Here is a 20,307-nt window from a genome sequence, read left to right on the forward strand (position 1 = left end):
CACTGAGAAGTACAGGGGCGTTAATTTTGGCAGGGACAAAAACAAAAAAAGCTCGCCGAAGCGAGCTTTTCGAAAATGGCTGGGGTACGAGGATTCGAACCTCGGAATGCTGGTATCAGAAACCAGAGCCTTACCGCTTGGCGATACCCCAACGGGTGCGTCCACAAGTGAACGACTTTTTGAAAATGGCTGGGGTACGAGGATTCGAACCTCGGAATGCTGGTATCAGAAACCAGAGCCTTACCGCTTGGCGATACCCCAACAATTTTTTTTCGAATTTATCGATTAACTCGAGAAATTCTGAATTTGGTGGCTACGACGGGATTCGAACCTGTGACCCCATCATTATGAGTGATGTGCTCTAACCAACTGAGCTACGTAGCCATCTTTTTTTCGCGTTACCTTATCGGCGTTGCGGGGCGCATTATGCGTATTGAGCCCAATACCGTCAACACCTTTTTCAATGAAATTCACTGGAATGTGACTGTTTGGTTAGGTTGCGAACAGCATGGCGCAATAATCGGCAATTATTGGTTATTTACCGTTATTCAGTGCGGTGAAAGTACCCGCAATCCATAAAAGGTTATCGGGTTAACACGCTAACGAGCGAAACGACTGGGCCACCGACTGTACGCTTTAATGCACCAAAAGCCAGCGTTTTCAATAAATGACCGGCGCCAACACGTAATGTGTTCTCTATATAGCTTTTATCTTTCTGGCTACTCAGCCACTGCGCTTGCTCAAGCTGAGTTAACAACTCGCTTGCAGAAACGCGTGAAGCATCGAAATTAATCGCGACTGAACCGGCATATAAACGATGAACAATTTCATGAATCCCGTCGCGAGAGCTCAGCGTCTCGATGAGGCGTGAAACCTCTTGTGGGTGGCGCTGGATCCAGCTGGAACGAATACGAATGCGATTGGGAGTCTGGTGCAGGTAAGGAGTCATAGCCGCCTCATTTTACTTATGTAGTAGTAATGAGAGTAATTTATATTTGCATTACACCCGTGTCCAGCGCTCACCGCACGCAGCGCAAAAAAGAATCGTGTCCTGGCTTTTGACACACCGCAAAAGAAGGTGGATTAGCGCTGTCTGGTGCTCTACATCTGTGATTTGATTGATGTCCCTTATAAATATCTGGGTATTTAATGATATGCCTGCCGAATCCCTTGGCGACTTACTGACGCTGCGCCGCTTTGTTGAAGTGGCACACCATATACCCGGGCGTTTACGCCTGCGTTTTTCTAACAAGCTGATTGCCAGCCTGAGTCAGGGCAAGCTCAAGCAGCTTGATGCTTATTGCCATCCTGAAGGATATCTCCGGCGTTATCAGATCAATAGCGACAGCGGCTCCATCGTCCTTGAATACGATGCATCCGCTATCCGTCCACAGATTTTAAATCAGCTTTTTGGCAATGATGGCGAGCAGGCGCAGCAAGCGCTCGAGCAACTCGCTGCCATTCTCGCCCCTTCTCACTAAATCATAAGGATCGTCATCATGAGCACTAATGACACCAATGCGCAGCAGGTACCACCAGCAGGTTACTATCCGCCATACGGCTACCCATGGTATCCGTACCCACCGATGCCGCAGGGCATGGCGTGGCCGCAGAATGGACAGATGCCTGCTCAGCCACAGGTTCCGCCACAGCCGCAAATGCAGATGCCACCGCAAATGGCGATGGGGTTCCCTCCTATGGGCTTCCCGCAGGGCGCTGTGCCACCACAGTTTGCTCAACCGCATCATCCGCATCACCAACATCACCATGCCGCGGCACCAGGTGTTGACTGGAGCCAGTACGCGCAGAGCGTGGTTGACGGCGCGATGGGCGATCAGGCTGGCCTGCTGAAAAATATCATCAGTACTGTGGGTATGGATGATAAAGAGTTCTGGAAAGGGGCAATGGTCGGTGCCGCCGTCACGCTGCTGCTGACCAACGATTCCGTGCGCGGCATGCTGATGCAGACGCTGGCCGGCGCAGGCGACATGCTGAAAGCGGGCTCCAGTAAAGTGAAAGATGGTGTGAAAAACGGTTCTGAAGCGATTAAAGAGACCGCCACCTCCAGCGCCGCGATTTTCCGCGACACCATGAAGGCGGGTAAAGACGGTTTCCAGGAATCCGTTGAGCGTCATCGTCAGCCTACCGCCATGCCATTTGACGACGAGGGCGTAGCGGATGAACAACAGCCGTGACAGAAATAGCCGGGTAAGCCGCGCCGCCGTTGCCGGTGCGCTTGTCGGCGGAAGCGCTGCCTGCCTGCGGGAATGGCAGCGTTATCAGCAAAGCGAACAAACGCTGAACGAAGCGGCCTGCGCGGTGATGAAGGAAACGGCAAAAGCCAGCCTCATCAGCGGCACGGTGATGGCCATTGCGGATGCTAATAAAACCCGTCCGCTAGAATCCGTCCTGACCATTATCGGGGTGGGGGCCGCTTCTCTTTATCTGATGGATGCGATAGCTAAGCGAGGAAAAAATGAATCAGCCTGAGTACCTGTATAACCCATATACCGGGATGTGGGAACCGAACCCAGCGGCGATGTCGGTACAAGCGCCAGTGGCCAATAATAGCCGCACGCATCTGATTACTGGCCTGGTGGCGGGTGCCGCGATTACCTATCTGTTGACTAATCGCAACGTGCAGCAGGGGATCACCAATACGGCGAGCAAAGCCTGGGGTACCGTACGCGGCGAGATGGAAGAGCTGAAGGAACGCGTTGCCGATCTACAGGCTGAAGTCGACTACTACCGCAGTCAGAATAAGGATGATATCGCGTGAGTGTCGTAGGGGAACGTGTCGTTATCGTTCACCAGATCCCAGGCCGCGTGCGTCTGCGCATATCCGCTCTGGCTAACTACCCTGACGCCGCCGGATGGCTGAAACAGCAAATTCTCACCTTTCCCGGCGTGAGCGGCGTGCGTATTCGCCCCTCGGCGAGAAGTGCTGTGATCCAATGGGATCGTGCGCGAACCTCTGCGACAGAGATTGTTGCTGCGGTTGAGGCGTTGAATTGGCAGATGGCGGACGACATCGAATTCGAAACCGAGTACTGCGGTGGCGATAACCTGCTTAATCTTGCCGGTCTGGCGCTGACCCAGGTTCTGCCTAACCGCTGGGCGCGGCTGCCAGCGGCATTGTTGACCGCGCCGACGATCCTCGAAGGGGCCGATACTTTACGCCAGGGGCAGCTCAAGGTCGAAGTGCTTGATGCGCTGGCGCTTAGTCTGTCAATGCTCCGCGGTGACAGCCGCACGGCCATGTTGACTCAGTCGTTGTTGACGCTGGGTGAATACATGGAGCAGGAAACCAGCCGTCACTCTGATGCGCTGCTGGCCGATCTCATGCAGCCGCGCGAGCACCCGGTATGGGTCGAACGTGCGGGTGAAAGCGTTGAAATCAACAGTAGCGAGCTGGTGGCGGGCGATGTCATGCTGCTTGGCCCGGGGGATAATATTCCCGCTGACGGTACCGTGTTGCGCGGTGTCGCCCAGGTCAATCAGGCATCGATGACCGGTGAAAGCGTACCGGTGCGTCGCGAAGCGGGTTCATGGGTGTATGCGGGAACGCAAATCCAGGAAGGGAACGTCGCAATTACCGCCGAGCAGGTGGGGGAATCCTCTTCTACCGCGCATATTCGCCGCTTTATCCGCGACTCTCTGACCCAGCGTAGCGAAACGCAGCAGGTAACGCAGCAAATGGCCGATCGTCGCGTGGCGATTACGCTGGGGGTGGGGGCTGCCGTGTTTGCGATGACTCGCAGTTGGGAGCGTCTGGCGTCGGTATTCCTCGTCGACTACTCCTGCGCGCTGAAGCTCAGTACGCCAATTGCCTTTAAATCGATTATGTATCGTGCCGCGCAGAGCGGTCTGTTGCTGAAAGGCGGCAGAGCGATTGAGAAACTGGCGGATGTTGACACGGTGGTGTTTGATAAAACCGGCACCCTGACGCATGACCAGATGCAGGTCACCGACGTTATCAGCTTTAATGATCAGCTGGTACAGGCAAAACGCCTGCTGGCGATTGCCGCTTCGGTAGAAGAGCACAGCAACCATCCACTGGCCCATGCGGTGGTGGCAGCAGCAGAACACCATGAGTTGCCGCATATTCCGCACGGTGAGGTGGAATACGTGATTGCGCACGGCCTGCTGTGTGCGCTGGAAGACCATCAGATGGTGATCGGCAGCCGCCACTTCCTTGATTGCCACTACGATATTGATTTCTCACCGTATGAGGAAGAAATCAGCGAGCTGGAAGCCAAGGGACGCCACCTGTTGTTTATCGGCTTTGACGATCAACTGGTGGGAATGATTGGCCTGCAGGATCATCTGCGCGATGAAGCCTCTGAGGTGATCGCTCAACTGAAAGCATCGGGGATCCGTCAGGTCGTTCTGTTGACCGGCGATCGTGCGGAGAAAGCCTGCCAATTAGCAGAGCGTGTGGGTATTGACCGCTACGTTGCCGAAGCGACGCCGGAAAGCAAAGTTGAGGTTGTGCGGGCGCTACAGGCGGCGGGGCATAAAGTCCTGTTTGTCGGCGACGGCATCAACGACGCACCGGTGCTGACTCAGGCGGACGTTGGTTTAGCGATGAACCAAAGTACCGAACTTGCGCAGCAGGCGGCGGATGCGGTGCTGTTGCAAGATAATCTGCACGGCGTGATAGCTGCCCGTGAGCTATCGACGGAGGCGATGAAGCTGGTAAACAGCAACATTAAACTGACCGAGTGGATCAACAGTGCCATCATGCTGGCGGCCGCGCTGGGCTGGTTGTCGCCTGGTGCCAGTGCAATGCTGCATAACGGCACCACGCTAGGCGTGCTGCTACGTTCGTTGGCGGCGAAAAAAGGGCGTGGGGAGTAGATTTCCCCTTACCCTAACCCTCTCCCCAAAGGGGAGAGGGGACCGTTTAGCGGCGTTTATAGCATGGTGTTGCGATATTCATATTTCTGCACGCTCTGATGTTCTCCCTCGCCAAAAAACAAAAGCCCCTGATGTCACCATCAGGGGCTTTTCTCTTTATGTCACTTGCTTACTGATACGCAGACTGGTGCACGCCTACCGCACGGCCTGAAGGGTCGTCCATGGTTTTGAACGCTTCATCCCACTCAATCGCTTTTGCCGATGAGCAGGCGACTGATGGGCCACCAGGGACACATTCTGCGGCGCTTGGCAGCGGGAACAGTTCTTCGAAGATTTCACGGTACAGATAGCCTTCTTTCGACGTCGGCGTGTTGTACTGGAAGCGGAAGTGAGCGGTTTCCAGCTGCTGGTCAGTGACCTGCTTCGCGGCTACTTCTTTTAACGTATCAATCCAGCTGTAGCCGACACCATCAGAGAACTGCTCTTTCTGGCGCCACGCCACGCTTGCTGGCAGATAAGACTCGAAGCACTCGCGCAGCACGTGTTTTTCCATTTTGCCGTTGCCGCACATTTTATCCTGCGGGTTGATGCGCATCGCTACGTCGAGGAATTTCTTATCCAGGAACGGTACGCGCGCTTCCACGCCCCAGGCGGACATCGCTTTGTTGGCTCGTGCACAGTCATACATGTGCAGCGCCTGCAGCTTACGTACGGTCTCTTCGTGGAGCTCTTTAGCGTTTGGCGCTTTATGGAAGTACAGGTAGCCACCAAACACTTCATCAGAACCTTCGCCAGACAGTACCATTTTGATGCCCATCGCTTTGATTTTACGTGACATCAGATACATTGGCGTCGAGGCGCGGATGGTGGTCACATCGTAGGTTTCGATGTGGTAAATAACATCGCGAATCGCATCCAGACCTTCCTGCACGGTGAAGTGAATTTCATGGTGCACGGTGCCAAGATGGTTTGCCACTTCCTGAGCCGCTTTCAGGTCAGGAGAACCTTCCAGACCTACAGCAAAGGAGTGCAACTGCGGCCACCAGGCTTCTGAACGCTCCTGATCTTCCACGCGGCGTGCGGCGAATTTCTTGGTGATCGCCGAGATAACCGAAGAATCCAGGCCGCCAGACAGCAGTACACCGTAAGGCACGTCGGACATCAGGTGGCTTTTCACGGACTCTTCCAGTGCCTGACGCAGTTCGTTTTTGTCGGTAACGTTGTCTTTCACCGCATCGTAGTCGAACCAATCACGCTGATAGTACTGACGAATTTCGCCGTCTTTGCTCCACAGGTAGCTACCGGCTGGGAACTCTTGAATGGTACGGCAAACCGGGGTCAGCGCTTTCATTTCAGATGCAACGTAGAAGTTGCCGAACTCATCATGGCCCATGTACAGCGGGATGATACCGATGTGGTCACGGCCAATCAGGTAAGCGTCTTTTTCGCTGTCGTACAGCGCAAAGGCGAACATACCCTGCAATTCGTCGAGGAAGTCTGGGCCTTTTTCCTGATACAGCGCGAGGATCACCTCACAGTCAGAACCGGTCTGGAACTGGTAGCGGTCGGCATATTCTGCACGCAGCGCCTGATGGTTGTAGATTTCACCGTTGACGGCCAGGGCGTGGGTTTTCTTTTCGTTATACAGCGGCTGAGCGCCGGCGTTGACGTCAACAATCGACAGACGTTCATGCGCCAGAATCGCTTTATCGCAAGCGTAAATACCGGACCAGTCTGGGCCACGGTGACGCATCAGGCGGGAGAGCTCCAGCGCTTTTTTACGCAGCTCGCCCGCGTCAGTTTTAATATCCAGTACACCGAAAATAGAACACATAGACTTCTCCGTTAACCCTGTAGTGTTGTGCTGTTTTATTGTGCGGCGCTGCGCTATCGCGGTGCCTTTGCATGACTAAAAAAATGCCGCAAAGGAGCGATGGGTGCAAGGCTTTTTCGGCCTCAGAAAGAAATAATGCAATAGGGGTTAATGAATACTAAAAAATACGTACGTTAGTTTCCCTATTATTGATGAATCATCATTTTAAACGCATTTTTTTTAGTGGATCTATTTCTTAGGGGCTGATGGTTGGTGAAGTCTGCGAATACTGCAGGATAACGTTAGAGAGGGTCAGCGAAATGCAGGGAGAAAAGAGGCTGTTAGGCGGAAATCGGCCGATGCCCGGCTGGGCATCGGTATAGTCGCTGCGGATGGCAGCGGCTGGGTCATTAAAGGATATCGATTTCGGCGACCGATGGGTATATCCACGAAGGTCTGAACGGCATGTTGTCGATGTCATCAACGGTGGAGACGCCGGACAGAACCAGAATCGTCTCCAGCCCGGCCTGGAAGCCGGCCAGAATATCGGTGCGAAGATTATCGCCGACTATCACGGTCTGCTCTGAATGCGCCTGCATTTTGTTCAGCGCGGCGCGGATGATCCATGGGCTAGGTTTACCGACGACAAACGGCTTACGGCCGGAGATTTTTTCGATACCGGCGCAAAGTGCGCCACAGGCTGGGTAGTAGCCGCGGCCGTGGGTGTCTGGGTTGGTTGCGATAAAGCGTGCGCCGTTGGCCACGAAGAATGCCGCCTTGTGCATCATCTCCCAGTTAAAGGAGCGAGTTTCACCCACGATAACGAAGTCCGGATTGACGTCGGTAATGGTGAACCCGGCCTTATAGAGTTCGTGGATCAATGCGCCTTCGCCGACAACGTACGCTTTTTTTCCTTCCTGACGACGCAGGAAATCGGCTGTTGCCATGGCGGAGGTATAAAACACGCTGTCAGGCACGTCGATGCCTGCGGTGGCGAAGCGGTTCGCCAAATCCTGGCCCGTTTGTGAAGGGTAGTTGGTCAGACAGAGAAACGGCATACCTTTATCCAGTACGCGCGCGACGAATTCTGCCGCGCCCGGCACGGCGACGTTGTCGTGCATCAGCACGCCGTCAATATCACAGATTACATTCTGAATGGTCATGGACTACCTGGCGTTTGTTTTTAAAGAGGCGTAATTATACACGTTATCCTCAGCATTACCTCTTACGACTAGCCTTCCAGCAAATGCTGTAGCAAAGAGCCGTTTAACATCGCACGTTTGACTAACGCAAAAGCGCCAATTGCAGAACGATGGTCGAGGGTAGAGCGCACCACCGGCAGATTTTTGCGAAATGCCTTCAAAACCTGAGTGTTAATGCAGCCTTCAATGGCTGGCAGCAGCACGCGATCGGCCTCGATGATTTCTCCGGCAATGACCACTTTCTGCGGGTTGAAGAGGTTAATGGCGATAGCGATGGTTTTACCCAGATGACGCCCTACATGCTCAATCACCTCGGTTGCCAGCGGGTCGCCTTTATTGGCGGCTTTGCAGATGGTTTTGATATGGCAATCGTCAAGCGTCAGTCGGCTCTGATAGCCCTGTTCCAGCAGATGGCGTACGCGTTGTTCGATGGCGGCATTGGCGGCGACGGTTTCCAGACAGCCAAAGTTACCGCAGTGGCAGCGCTCGCCCAGCGGGTCGACCTGAATATGGCCGATTTCGCCGACGTTACCGTTACGGCCGATAAAAATGCGTCCATTGGAGATGATCCCAGCGCCCGTCCCGCGGTGTACGCGCACCAAAATGGAGTCTTCACAGTCGTGACTTGCCCCAAAATAGTGCTCTGCCAACGCCAGGCTGCGGATGTCATGGCCCACAAAGCAGGTGACTTTAAAGCGTTTTTCCAGCGCTTCGACTAAACGCCAGTTTTCTACCGGGATATGCGGCATATAGCGAATGACGCCGCTTTCGGGATCGACAAGGCCTGGCAGGATAACTGAGATAGCAATCAGTTCGCGGATTTTCCGCTGGCACGATTCAATAAAGGTGGCAATCGTGTTGAGCAGGGCATGCTCCAGGGTCTCCTGGGTGCGCTCAGGCAGCGGATAGTGCTCTTCAGCGACCGCTTTACTGCTCAGATCGTAGAGTGTCAGGGTGGTGTCATGACGGCCAAGACGCACGCCGATAGCGTGGAAATTGCGGGTTTCGGTGATGATAGAGATAGCGCGGCGGCCCCCGGTGGAGGCCTGCTGATCGACTTCTTTGATCAATCCGCGCTCAATAAGCTGACGCGTGATTTTTGTCACGCTGGCGGGCGCAAGCTGGCTTTGTTCGGCAATCTGAATACGCGAGATTGGACCATGCTGGTCAATCAGGCGATAAACGGCCGCGCTGTTTAGCTGTTTTACGAGGTCAACATTACCAATTTGAGCTTGTCCACCTGATGTCATACTTTCTCTTACTTAGTAACGACCTCGTTGCCATTAACGATGGTCTTGATGATTTTAAAGTCGTGGGTGAACGCAGTAAGGTTCGCCACTTTACCTGGAGCAATACTACCCAGCTGTTTGTCGACGCCAATGGCGCGGGCAGGGTAGAGGGTTGCCATACGCAGCACTTCGTCGAGCGCGATGTTGGCGTGATTAACGAGGTTACGCACCCCTTCAATCATGGTCAGGGACGAACCGCTCAAGGTGCCGTTTTCGTCAACACAAAGTCCATTACGGTAGTATATTGTTTTACCAGCAAAAATGAACTGCTCAATATTGGCACCCGCCGGCGCTGTTGCATCGGTGACGAGACACAGCTTATCGCCTTTTAAGCGCTTGGCGTTACGAATATTGATGTAGTCAACGTGCAGGCCATCGGCGATGATGCCGCAGTAGATTTCGTTAGCATCAAGAATAGCGCCGGTCAGGCCGGGCTCGCGGCCGGACATATACGGCATCGCGTTAAACAGGTGTGTGGCAAAAGAAATACCCGCACGGAAACCGATGCGCGCTTCCTTCGCCGTGGCGTTAGAGTGACCAGCAGAAACCACGATACCGGCATTGGCCAACTGGGTAATTACCGCGGGATCGACCATCTCTGGTGCCAGAGTGACTTTAGTGATGACATCGGCGTTATCACACAGGAATTTCACCAGCTCAGCGTCAGGCTTACGCACGAAGCTTGGGTTGTGCGTCCCTTTTTTGACGATGTTCAGCCATGGGCCTTCAAGGTGCAGACCGAGCGCCTGGTTAGGGTGTTTCGCCAGATACTCACGCATCACGCGTACGCCCTGTTTCATCAGATCGTCGCAAGTGGTGATGAGGGTTGGCAGGAAGTTGGTGCAGCCCGATTTCTCGTTGGCTTCCTGCATGATTTCCAGCGTTTCAACGGTCACCGCTTCAGCAGTATCGTTGAACTGTACGCCGCCGCAGCCGTTAAGCTGAACGTCGATAAAGCCAGGGGCGAGTATGGCGCCATTAACGGAACGCTGTTCGACGTTCGCTGGTACATCAGCCAGTGGGCAAATACGTTCAATAAGGCCATTGGCGACGATAATCGCATGGTCATCCAGAATTTCGTGACCGGTATAAATCCGGCCATGGGTTAATGCATACATTACGACCCCCGGTGTTCAAAAATGTTGTCCCGCGGCGAGCCACGGGACGGTAAGACATTACAGACCTTTGATATTTTCCGCTTCGAGCTCGTTGAAATATTTCAGGGTCTTAACCTTCAACTCCATGGTGGAAGGCTCATCGCAGACGATCAGTGATTTCGGATGCAGCTGCAGACAGGTAATGGTCCACATGTGGTTGACGTTACCTTCAACCGCCTGCTGCAGAGCCAGCGCTTTCGGTGCGCCCTGAACCAGAATCATCACTTCTTCCGCATCCAGAAGCGTACCTACGCCTACGGTCAGTGCGTATTTTGGTACCATTGCCACGTCGCCGTCAAAGAAGCGGGAGTTCGCCACGCGGGTTTCGTGCGTCAAGGTTTTGATACGGGTACGAGAAGAGAGGGAAGAGGCCGGTTCGTTAAACGCGATATGGCCGTCGTTGCCCACACCGCCCATGAACAGGTGAATTTTGCCGTATGAACGGATTTTTTCTTCATAGCGGCGGCATTCAGCATCAACATCCGGCGCATTGCCGTTCAGCAGGTTGATGTTTTCTGCTGGAATATCGATATGATCGAAGAAGTTACGGTGCATGAAGCTGTGATAGCTTTCCGGATGCTCTTTTGCCAAACCCACGTATTCATCCATATTGAATGTGACAACGTGCTTGAAACTAACCTGGCCCGCTTTATGCATTTCGACTAAGACTTTATACGTCGCCAGCGGAGTACCGCCGGTTGGCAGACCGAGCACGAACGGACGGTCGGCGGTGGGTTTAAATGCGTTGATACGGTTAACGATATGGCGAGCAGCCCATTTGCCGACTTGCTCAGCGTTAACGAGAGGAATCAGTCTCATTCTTCACCTCAATATGTAAAATGTAAGAAGTTGGCGGATGGCATCTCCATGCATGCTCTAAGCGTAACCTGTTTACATCGACAGGGAGCGATCCGTTTTGATTTTTTGAATGATAAAATAAGTTTTCATAGTTAGCCAGTGAAAGGGAGTGGTGTTGACAATATTTGGTGACTATAGTCACAAAAAACACGTGTTTAATTTGCGATACGAATTAAACTTCCACACACTCACAATCCATAAGAGTTGTGAATGCAGTTTACAAGACATCGCAATGTCATGCTTTTTGTAAAATAAAAAAATGGCTTAAATGAGCCGTATCGGGGTCTCGTAGGGGGAATAAGATGAATATTTTAGGTTTTTTCCAGCGACTGGGTAGGGCGTTACAGCTCCCTATCGCCGTGCTGCCAGTGGCGGCGCTGTTGCTGCGATTTGGTCAGCCAGATTTACTGAACGTTGCATTCATCGCGCAAGCGGGTGGATCAATCTTTGATAACCTGGCGCTGATCTTCGCGATTGGTGTGGCATCCAGTTGGTCGAAAGACAACGCGGGTTCGGCAGCATTGGCGGGGGCGGTGGGTTATTTCGTCCTCACGAAAGCGATGGTTACCATCAACCCAGCGATTAACATGGGTGTGCTGGCAGGTATCATTACCGGTCTGGTCGGCGGTGCCGCGTATAACCGTTGGGCCGGTATCAAGCTGCCTGACTTCCTGAGCTTCTTCGGTGGCAAACGCTTCGTGCCAATCGCGACCGGCTTCTTCTGTCTGGTGCTGGCTGCCATCTTCGGCTACGTATGGCCGCCGGTGCAGAACGCAATCCATGCTGGTGGTGAATGGATCGTTGGCGCAGGTGCGCTGGGTTCCGGTATCTTCGGTTTCATCAACCGTCTGCTGATCCCAACCGGTCTGCACCAGGTGCTGAACACCATCGCCTGGTTCCAGATTGGTGAGTTCACCAACGCGGCTGGCGCAGTGTTCCACGGTGACATCAACCGCTTCTATGCGGGTGACGGCACTGCGGGTATGTTCATGTCCGGCTTCTTCCCAATCATGATGTTTGGTCTGCCGGGCGCGGCGCTGGCGATGTACTTCGCGGCACCAAAAGAACGTCGTCCAATGGTTGGCGGTATGCTGCTGTCCGTTGCGGTTACCGCGTTCCTGACTGGTGTTACCGAGCCGCTGGAATTCCTGTTCATGTTCCTGGCTCCGCTGCTGTACCTCCTGCACGCGATTCTGACCGGTGTAAGCCTGTTTATCGCAACGCTGTTGGGTATTCATGCTGGCTTCTCCTTCTCCGCAGGCGCTATCGACTATGTGTTGATGTACAGCCTGCCGGCAGCAAGTAAGAACGTCTGGATGCTGGTAGTCATGGGCCTCGTGTTCTTCGTTATCTACTTCGTGCTGTTCAGCGTGGTTATTCGCATGTTTAACCTGAAAACACCTGGCCGCGAAGACAAAGACGACAACGTCGTGACTGAAGAAGCGAACAGCAACACGGAAGAAGGTCTGAACCAACTGGCAACTAGCTATATTGCAGCCGTTGGCGGTACTGACAACCTGAAAGCGATTGATGCTTGTATTACCCGTCTGCGTCTGACCGTGGGTGATTCCGCTAAGGTGAGCGATGCGATGTGCAAACGTCTGGGCGCTTCCGGTGTGGTGAAACTGAACAAACAGACCATCCAGGTCATTGTCGGTGCAAAAGCTGAGTCAATCGGTGATGCGATGAAGAAAGTGGTTGCGCGTGGCCCAGTGGCAGCAGCAGCGGCTGAAAGCGCTCCGGCAGCAGCGACCGCCGCGGTAAAACCGCAGGCAGTGGCTAACGCGGCGACCATTGAAACCCTGGTCTCTCCAATTACCGGCGACATCGTGGCTCTGGAACAGGTGCCTGACGAAGCGTTCGCCAGCAAAGCAGTAGGCGATGGCGTAGCGGTAAAACCAACGGATAAAACTGTGGTTTCACCAGCAGCAGGTACCATCGTGAAAATCTTTAACACCAACCACGCGTTCTGTCTGGAAACCGATAAAGGGGCAGAGATCGTTGTCCATATGGGTATCGATACCGTTGCGCTGGAAGGTAAAGGCTTTAAACGTCTGGTCGAAGAGGGTGCGGAAGTGGTTGCGGGTCAGCCAATCCTGGAAATGGATCTGGATTTCCTCAACGCCAACGCTCGCTCAATGATTAGCCCGGTTGTTTGCAGCAACAGCGATGATTTCGGTGCACTGGTTATTAAAGCCGAAGGTCACGTGGTTGCGGGTCAAACACCACTGTATGAGATTAAAGGTAAATAATCGCTCCTGAGTAAAGTTGATTAATGCCTTAAGCGGCGGGGGAAATCCTCCGCCGCTTTTTTTTTGCAGCAATTTGCCCCAATATTTTCGTTTGCGACATTTTTTGCGTAACTAAAGGTTGTCAGTCCGTCCGGCTTATAAGATCATATGCCGTTATACGTTGTTTACGCTTTGAGGAATCTACGATGAGTGAGGCTGAAGCCCGCCCGACAAACTTTATTCGTCAGATCATTGACGAAGATCTGGCTACCGGTAAGCACACTACGGTGCATACTCGTTTTCCGCCAGAGCCAAATGGCTATCTGCACATCGGCCATGCGAAATCTATCTGCCTGAACTTCGGCATTGCGCAAGACTACCAGGGCCAGTGCAACCTGCGTTTCGATGACACCAACCCGGTTAAAGAAGACATCGAATACGTTGAGTCCATCAAAAACGACGTCGAGTGGTTAGGTTTTCACTGGTCTGGCAATGTTCGCTACTCCTCTGATTACTTCGATCAGCTGCATGCCTATGCGGTAGAACTTATCAATAAAGGTCTGGCCTACGTCGATGAACTGACGCCAGAACAAATCCGCGAATACCGCGGCTCGCTGACCGCACCGGGCAAAAACAGCCCATTCCGCGATCGCAGCGTGGAAGAGAACCTGGCGCTGTTCGAAAAAATGCGTACCGGTGGCTTCGAAGAAGGCAAAGCCTGTCTGCGCGCCAAAATCGATATGGCATCCTCTTTTGTCGTGATGCGGGATCCGGTTCTGTACCGTATTAAATTTGCCGATCACCATCAGACCGGCACCAAGTGGTGCATCTATCCGATGTACGACTTCACCCACTGCATCAGCGATGCGCTGGAAGGGATTACGCACTCGCTGTGTACTCTGGAGTTCCAGGACAACCGTCGCCTGTATGACTGGGTTCTCGACAACATCACGATCCCGGTTCACCCGCGTCAGTACGAATTCTCGCGCCTGAATCTGGAATACACCGTGATGTCCAAGCGTAAGCTGAACCAGCTGGTGACCGAGAAGCACGTTGAAGGTTGGGACGATCCGCGTATGCCGACCATTTCTGGTCTGCGTCGTCGCGGTTACACCGCGGCTGCTATCCGTGAATTCTGCAAACGCATCGGCGTGACCAAGCAGGATAACACCATTGAGATGGCGTCTCTGGAATCCTGTATTCGTGAGGATCTGAACGAAAACGCCCCGCGCGCAATGGCGGTTATCGATCCAGTGAAACTGGTTATCGAAAACTATCCGCAGGGCGAAAGCGAAATGGTCTCCATGCCTAACCATCCGAACAAACCGGAAATGGGTAGCCGTGAAGTGCCGTTCAGCGCAGAGATCTGGATTGACCGTGCTGACTTCCGTGAAGAAGCAAACAAACAGTACAAGCGTCTGGTCATGGGTAAAGAAGTGCGTCTGCGCAATGCCTATGTCATCAAGGCCGAGCGCGTAGAGAAAGATGCCGAAGGTAATATCACTACCATCTTCTGTACTTACGATGCCGAGACTCTGAGCAAAGATCCGGCCGATGGCCGTAAAGTGAAAGGCGTGATTCACTGGGTGAGTGCACAGCATGCGCTGCCGATTGAAATTCGTCTGTACGATCGTCTGTTCAGCGTGCCAAACCCAGGTGCAGAGGAAGATTTCCTGTCAGTGATGAACCCAGAATCATTGGTTATCACTCAGGGCTACGGTGAGCCGTCTCTGCAGGCCGCTGAGGCCAGCAAAGCATATCAGTTCGAGCGAGAGGGTTACTTCTGCCTCGACAGTCGTTACAGCACCGCTGAGAAGCTGGTATTTAACCGCACCGTCGGTTTACGTGATACCTGGGTTGGCTAAATTGCCACCTCGTTGTAAAAACGCCGCTCCTGCGGCGTTTTTTTTTAATCGTCTATTGCCCAATCCTATCTGTATAGATTCGCGCAGCGAATTAATACAAATATTCGACATCTGATAGTGGCCTCTCCCGCCTGGCATCTTGCCTGAGTTATGTGATGTAAACGGTCTCATTAACATTTGTCCCAGAGCCCGCAAGGGTTGACGAAAAAAATGTTAACAACGCACTCCGTTACACATTGAAACCAAATATGTGCGCTTTGTCATAATCCTGCACTCTTGTTGCGGAAAAGAATTGATAATTCGCGTCGCGAAAAATAGTCTATCGGTGTAGTGAACACCATTTTCCAGAAGTTCATTTTTTTAAAGTTTTTATTTTTTGCCTCTGCTTTGCGGCGGCATTTTAAAAGTCAAAGAGGATATAACTATGCGTACGTTTAGTGGCAAACGTAGTACGCTGGCGCTGGCTATCGCCGGTGTGACAGCACTGTCAGGCTTTGCAATGACGCCGGAAGCAAAAGCAGAAGGGTTCATTGACGACTCATCATTAACCGGCGGCATCTATTACTGGCAGCGTGAGCGTGACCGTAAAGATGTAACCGACCACGATAAATATAAAACCAACCTGTCTCACTCCACATGGAACGCCAACCTCGACTTCCAGTCTGGCTATGCTGCCGATATGTTCGGTATCGATATTGCGGCGTTCACCGCCATTGAAATGGCGGAAAGTAGCGAAAGCGGCCACCCGAACGAAATCGCGTTCTCTGCTAAAAACAAAGGCTACAGCGAAGACTACAGCGGCGATAAATCCGGTATCAGTCTGTATAAAGCGGCCGCGAAATTCAAACTCGGTCCAGCCTGGGCTCGTGCGGGTTACATCCAGCCAACCGGTCAGACTCTGTTAGCCCCACACTGGAGCTTCATGCCAGGTACCTATCAGGGTGCTGAAGCCGGTGCCAACTTTGACTACGGCGACAACGGTGCACTGAGCTTCTCCTACATGTGGACCAACGAGTATAAGGCGCCTTGGCACCTGGAAATGGATAACTTCTATCAGAACGATAAGAAGACCAAGGTCGACTACCTGCACTCCATCGGTGCTAAATACGATTTCAAAAATAACCTGGTGCTGGAAGCGGCATTTGGTCAGGCAGAAGGCTACGTTGATCAGTACTTCGCCAAAGGTAGCTATAAATTTGATATTCCTGGCGGCCCGCTGACCACCAGCTATCAGTTCTACGGTACCCGTGACAAAGTCAGCGATCACGGCGTGAACGATATTTACGACGGCACCGCATGGTTGCAGGCGTTAACCTTCGGCTACAAGCTGAAAGAGGTCTTCGACTTCCGTCTGGAAGGGACCTGGGTTAAAGCGGAAGGCCAGCAGGGCTACTTCCTGCAGCGTATGACCCCAACTTACGCGTCCTCCAACGGTCGTCTGGATATCTGGTGGGATAACCGTTCTGACTTCAACGCCAACGGCGAAAAAGCAGTGTTCTTCGGTACCATGTATGACCTGAAAAACTGGGATCTCCCGGGCTGGGCAGTGGGCGCGTCCTACGTCTATGCATGGGATGCTAAACCTGCGACCTGGCAGATGAACCCAGATGCCTACTACGACAAAAACAACAAAATCAAAGAGTCTGCTTACAGCCTCGATGTGGCTTACACCGTTCAGGATGGCCGCGCGAAAGGGACTCTGTTCAAACTGCACTTCACGCAGTATGACAACCACTCCGACATCCCAAGCTGGGGCGGTGGTTACGGCAACATCTTCCAGGACGAGCGTGACGTGAAATTCATGGTTATCGCCCCGTTCACTATTTTCTGATGCATGACGCGGCAGGGGGAAACCTCTGCCGCCGCTAAGAGGTTCATCGCATGAAAAAATTGATTATTGTTGCCTTAATGGCTGCTGGCCTTACCGCTTGCGCGCAATCACCTGCACCGAAAGAAGACACGAAACTGAAAGATGCTTATAGCGCCTGTATCAACACGGCAGAAGGTAACCCGGATAAAATCCAGGCCTGCCAGAGCGTGTTAAATGTGCTGAAGCAAGATAAGAAACACGAGCAGTTCGCTAATCAGGAAAGCGTGCGCGTGATGGATTATCAGCAGTGCATCCTGGCAAGAAAAACGGGTAACGATCAGGCCGTTGCGAGCAAATGCGATAAGATTTGGCAGGAAATTCGCAGCAACAATACGCCACAGAAATAACGTCTCTCGACGAACGGAAAAACCGCTGCTTGCAGCGGTTTTTTTTATGTCTGAAGCCAAAAGCGGGGCAAAAAAAACCAGCGCATAATGGCTGGCTTTTTGACGAACGGTGAGTCGTTATTTTTCGACGCCGTCGTGAGCGTGTTCATCTTCGCGGCAGTCGCCTTCAGCGCAGTGGCCGTAAAGATACAGACTGTGGTTGGTTAAGCGAATTCCGTACTTGGTGGCAATTTCGCGCTGACGCGCTTCGATGGAATCATCGCTGAATTCGATAACTTTGCCGCAGTCGAGGCAGATCAGGTGATCGTGGTGATGCTGCTGGGTCAGTTCGAATACGGATTTGCCGCCTTCGAAATTATGACGAGTCACGATGCCAGCGTCATCAAACTGGTTCAGTACGCGGTAAACCGTGGCTAAACCGATCTCTTCACCCATGTCGATCAGGCGTTTGTATAAGTCTTCCGCGCTGACATGGTGGTTATGAGGTTCCTGAAGAACTTCCAGAATCTTTAACCGTGGAAGTGTGACTTTCAGGCCAGCCTTCTTTAATGCGGTATTATTGTCAGTCATGCGGAATCTGTCCTGTTGCTAAACGATTAACTTCCATCAGCGAAAGTTTCACAGAGAATGCACCCGAATTAATGCGTCTCATTATAGAATGGCCCTATCAAAATGAAAACAGCAAGGCCCGGGTAAGCTAAGCTTTCAAAAACGAGGCTTCACCGACAAACTGAGCGATGAACCTGCGCCAAATCTGAAGATATTGTACAGGTATGCGATAAAAAGTTAAAAATTTGTAGCTATTATTTTAATTGCTTTTACCTATTAATGAGGTGCGATTCAATAATCACACCTCATTATCGCGATTACGCGTTTTTGATCTCTTCCAGGTGCAGCTCTTCGGCAACCTGCTTAACCCACTTCTCAACGCGCTCTGCGGTCAGTTCTGGCTGACGATCTTCGTCAATTGCCAGACCGACGAAGTGATCGTCATCGGCAAGACCTTTGGACGCTTCGAAATGGTAACCGGCGGTCGGCCAGTGGCCGACGATGGTTGCACCACGTGGTTCAATAATGTCGCGAATGGTGCCCAGGGCATCACAGAAATATTCTGCGTAGTCTTCCTGGTCGCCGCAGCCAAACAGCGCAACCAGTTTGCCGTTGAAATCCACTTCTTCCAGGGTTGGGAAGAAATCATCCCAATCGCACTGTGCTTCACCGTAGTACCAGGTTGGGATGCCCAGCAGCAGGATATCGAATGCTTCCAGATCCTCTTTGCTGCTCTTGGCGATGTCATGAACGTCAGCGACATCTTTACCCAGCTGTTTCTGAATCATTTTTGCGATATTTTCGGTGTTTCCGGTATCGCTACCGAAGAAGATGCCAACGATTGCCATGAGTAAAATAACCTCTTGAAACTTAATGATATGGTGGTGGCTTATTGCCCACAGATAAGGGCAATGATAGCAGAACAGGTCAAGGTGCGGAAACAGCAATCGTGCCGTACTGCACACTCTGCTACATGAAAGCGTGTTTTGGGGGGATTTTTCAGACTTTCCCTTGTCCGTGCAGCAGCGCAAGCTGGTTCATCAACATCTCTTCGATGAGTTCGCTACGGCTCATATCACGGGCAGTCGCCAGCTCGTTGAGTGCATCAACGGCATCGTTGTTCAGCTTCAGCTCGACGCGCTTAAGCCCGCGAACTTTATCGCGTTTTAGCTGGTTGCGCTTATTGATGCGGAGCTGTTCGTCACGCGAAAGCGGATTGGTTTTTGGTCTTCCCGGGCGACGCTCATTTGCGAACAAATCTAGTGTCGTACGGTCCGTTTGTTCTTTTGCCATGATTCTGAGTGACTTCGGGGAAAACAAGCTACCGGGCAGTGCCCAGCGCAGACAGCGCGCAATCATACATCAGTGAAACCCGCACGCCAACGACCGCGGCCATTCTGGCGCGCGGTCGATGGATTTTTAATCATTCTGCGAGGTAACGGCGGATGGCGCGCAGCACGGCATCGGGTTTTTCGGCGTGAACCCAATGGCCGGCACCGGCAATCACGTGCGCTTTGGCCTGTGGAAACTGAGCTAGCAGCGAGTCACGATAGGCTTCGGTGACGTACGGCGAGTTGCCGCCGGGGATAAACAAGGCAGGGTGATCCCATGCGGGGATGGTCTCCCAGCCGACAATATGCGGATATTGTTCCCACAGCACCGGCACATTGAAGCGCCAGGCACCATCAACGAAGGATTTCAGCAGAAACTGAACCACGCCTTCCTCTTTGAGAAATTCCCGCATTATCGTGGCTGCCTGCTGACGTGTCGCCACGCCCGCGTTGGTGACCGCATTGATAGCGGCAAAAATCTCATCATGGCGACGGACGTGATAATCCACCGGCGCGATATCAATGGCGACAAGCTTATCGATGCGATCCGGTGCTAACGCGGTCAACGCCATGACCGCTTTTCCGCCCATGGAGTGACCGATAAGCGTGGCGGTTTCAATATTGTGCTCATCCAGCGTATCGAGGAGATCCTGCGCCATGGCCGGATAGTTCATCTCTTCAGAACGTGGGGACAGCCCGTGGTTGCGCATGTCAACCTGGATGATATCGTGGTCGGCAACGAGATCGCGGGCAAGGATACCGAGGTTGTCCAGGCTGCCAAACAGGCCGTGGACGAGAACGATGGGGGAATTATTGTGCAGGTTTTGTGCAGATTGCGCTCGGACATTCAATTTCATAGCAAAGTTCTTTTTTTCGCGTTGTCGGGTTAGGGTATCATGTTGGACATTCTAACGCTCAGGGGCAAGTAAGGAACT

19 protein-coding genes and 3 tRNA genes are annotated in these 20,307 nt (G+C 52.7%); 9 read left to right on the forward strand and 13 right to left on the reverse strand.

Features of this window, described 5'->3' with window-relative positions:
• Window positions 1–76: 76 nt before the first annotated feature.
• From KP80_RS16960 to KP80_RS16975, 4 genes are all read right to left on the reverse strand, one after another.
• A tRNA-Gln gene (locus tag KP80_RS16960) sits at window positions 77–151 on the reverse strand.
• A 35-nt stretch (window positions 152–186) separates the two neighbouring features.
• Window positions 187–261 (reverse strand) — tRNA-Gln (locus KP80_RS16965).
• A gap of 46 nt (window positions 262–307) precedes the next feature.
• Window positions 308–384, reverse strand: a tRNA-Met gene (locus tag KP80_RS16970).
• A gap of 199 nt (window positions 385–583) precedes the next feature.
• Window positions 584–949: a hypothetical protein gene (locus KP80_RS16975; protein WP_052284819.1), complete on the reverse strand. Its 366-nt coding sequence runs from the start codon at window positions 947–949 to the stop codon at window positions 584–586.
• Between the two features lie 205 nt (window positions 950–1,154).
• Here KP80_RS16975 and KP80_RS16980 point away from each other — a divergent pair, with 205 nt between their 5' ends.
• From KP80_RS16980 to KP80_RS17000, 5 genes are read left to right on the forward strand one after another with little or no spacing between them, the layout of a single operon-like run.
• A complete protein-coding gene (locus KP80_RS16980) occupies window positions 1,155–1,481 on the forward strand; it encodes an HMA2 domain-containing protein (RefSeq protein ID WP_052284877.1) in 327 nt (108 codons plus the stop codon).
• Window positions 1,482–1,499: 18 nt separating this feature from the next.
• Window positions 1,500–2,195, forward strand: coding sequence for a YtxH domain-containing protein (locus KP80_RS16985; protein WP_052284820.1), 696 nt, complete (start codon window positions 1,500–1,502; stop codon window positions 2,193–2,195).
• Window positions 2,179–2,490, forward strand: coding sequence for a hypothetical protein (locus tag KP80_RS16990; protein WP_052284821.1), 312 nt, complete (start codon window positions 2,179–2,181; stop codon window positions 2,488–2,490). Before KP80_RS16985 ends, KP80_RS16990 begins: the two co-directional genes overlap by 17 nt.
• On the forward strand, window positions 2,477–2,779 hold the full coding sequence (locus tag KP80_RS16995; protein WP_052284822.1) for a YtxH domain-containing protein: 303 nt from the start codon (window positions 2,477–2,479) through the stop codon (window positions 2,777–2,779). Before KP80_RS16990 ends, KP80_RS16995 begins: the two co-directional genes overlap by 14 nt.
• Window positions 2,776–4,860, forward strand: a complete 2,085-nt coding sequence (locus KP80_RS17000) for a heavy metal translocating P-type ATPase (RefSeq protein ID WP_052284823.1) — start codon at window positions 2,776–2,778, stop codon at window positions 4,858–4,860. Before KP80_RS16995 ends, KP80_RS17000 begins: the two co-directional genes overlap by 4 nt.
• Before the next feature lie 169 nt (window positions 4,861–5,029).
• On the opposite strand, the gene asnB is transcribed toward KP80_RS17000, so the two are convergent.
• From asnB to nagB, 5 genes are all read right to left on the reverse strand, one after another.
• Entirely contained in the window at window positions 5,030–6,694 is a 1,665-nt protein-coding gene (gene asnB / locus KP80_RS17005) for an asparagine synthase B (protein ID WP_052284824.1), read from the reverse strand.
• 389 nt (window positions 6,695–7,083) lie between these two features.
• Entirely contained in the window at window positions 7,084–7,836 is a 753-nt protein-coding gene (locus tag KP80_RS17010; protein WP_035892682.1) for an HAD-IIA family hydrolase, read from the reverse strand.
• A 68-nt stretch (window positions 7,837–7,904) separates the two neighbouring features.
• Window positions 7,905–9,125, reverse strand: coding sequence for a DNA-binding transcriptional regulator NagC (gene nagC, locus KP80_RS17015; RefSeq protein WP_052284825.1), 1,221 nt, complete (start codon window positions 9,123–9,125; stop codon window positions 7,905–7,907).
• Between the two features lie 8 nt (window positions 9,126–9,133).
• A complete protein-coding gene (nagA, locus tag KP80_RS17020; protein WP_052284826.1) occupies window positions 9,134–10,282 on the reverse strand; it encodes an N-acetylglucosamine-6-phosphate deacetylase in 1,149 nt (382 codons plus the stop codon).
• 57 nt (window positions 10,283–10,339) lie between these two features.
• Window positions 10,340–11,140 carry a glucosamine-6-phosphate deaminase gene (gene nagB / locus KP80_RS17025; protein WP_052284827.1) on the reverse strand — a complete coding sequence of 267 codons (801 nt, stop codon included), beginning with the start codon at window positions 11,138–11,140 and terminating at the stop codon, window positions 10,340–10,342.
• Between the two features lie 341 nt (window positions 11,141–11,481).
• Between nagB and nagE the strand changes: the two genes are divergently transcribed.
• The 4 genes from nagE (at window position 11,482) to chiQ (ending at window position 17,492) form a co-directional block, all read left to right on the forward strand.
• The gene (gene nagE, locus KP80_RS17030) at window positions 11,482–13,431 is read left to right on the forward strand and encodes a PTS N-acetyl glucosamine transporter subunit IIABC (protein WP_052284828.1); all 1,950 of its coding nucleotides are present in this window, start codon (window positions 11,482–11,484) and stop codon (window positions 13,429–13,431) included.
• 185 nt (window positions 13,432–13,616) lie between these two features.
• Window positions 13,617–15,275 carry a glutamine--tRNA ligase gene (gene glnS / locus KP80_RS17035; protein ID WP_052284829.1) on the forward strand — a complete coding sequence of 553 codons (1,659 nt, stop codon included), beginning with the start codon at window positions 13,617–13,619 and terminating at the stop codon, window positions 15,273–15,275.
• Between the two features lie 424 nt (window positions 15,276–15,699).
• Window positions 15,700–17,106: a chitoporin ChiP gene (gene chiP / locus KP80_RS17040; RefSeq protein ID WP_052284830.1), complete on the forward strand. Its 1,407-nt coding sequence runs from the start codon at window positions 15,700–15,702 to the stop codon at window positions 17,104–17,106.
• A 50-nt stretch (window positions 17,107–17,156) separates the two neighbouring features.
• The gene (gene chiQ, locus KP80_RS17045) at window positions 17,157–17,492 is read left to right on the forward strand and encodes a ChiQ/YbfN family lipoprotein (protein ID WP_052284831.1); all 336 of its coding nucleotides are present in this window, start codon (window positions 17,157–17,159) and stop codon (window positions 17,490–17,492) included.
• A gap of 117 nt (window positions 17,493–17,609) precedes the next feature.
• Here the strand turns inward: chiQ and fur are convergent, their stop codons facing one another.
• The 4 genes from fur to ybfF form a co-directional block, all read right to left on the reverse strand.
• Window positions 17,610–18,062, reverse strand: a complete 453-nt coding sequence (gene fur / locus KP80_RS17050) for a ferric iron uptake transcriptional regulator (protein ID WP_052284832.1) — start codon at window positions 18,060–18,062, stop codon at window positions 17,610–17,612.
• Between the two features lie 296 nt (window positions 18,063–18,358).
• Window positions 18,359–18,889, reverse strand: coding sequence for a flavodoxin FldA (gene fldA, locus KP80_RS17055; RefSeq protein WP_035892693.1), 531 nt, complete (start codon window positions 18,887–18,889; stop codon window positions 18,359–18,361).
• A 151-nt stretch (window positions 18,890–19,040) separates the two neighbouring features.
• Window positions 19,041–19,334: a LexA regulated protein gene (gene ybfE / locus KP80_RS17060; protein WP_052284878.1), complete on the reverse strand. Its 294-nt coding sequence runs from the start codon at window positions 19,332–19,334 to the stop codon at window positions 19,041–19,043.
• 130 nt (window positions 19,335–19,464) lie between these two features.
• Window positions 19,465–20,229, reverse strand: a complete 765-nt coding sequence (ybfF, locus tag KP80_RS17065) for an esterase (protein ID WP_052284833.1) — start codon at window positions 20,227–20,229, stop codon at window positions 19,465–19,467.
• Window positions 20,230–20,307 lie beyond the last annotated feature (78 nt).

The organism is Kluyvera genomosp. 1 (assembly GCF_001266615.1).
GTDB classification, from domain to species: domain Bacteria; phylum Pseudomonadota; class Gammaproteobacteria; order Enterobacterales; family Enterobacteriaceae; genus Kluyvera; species Kluyvera cryocrescens_A.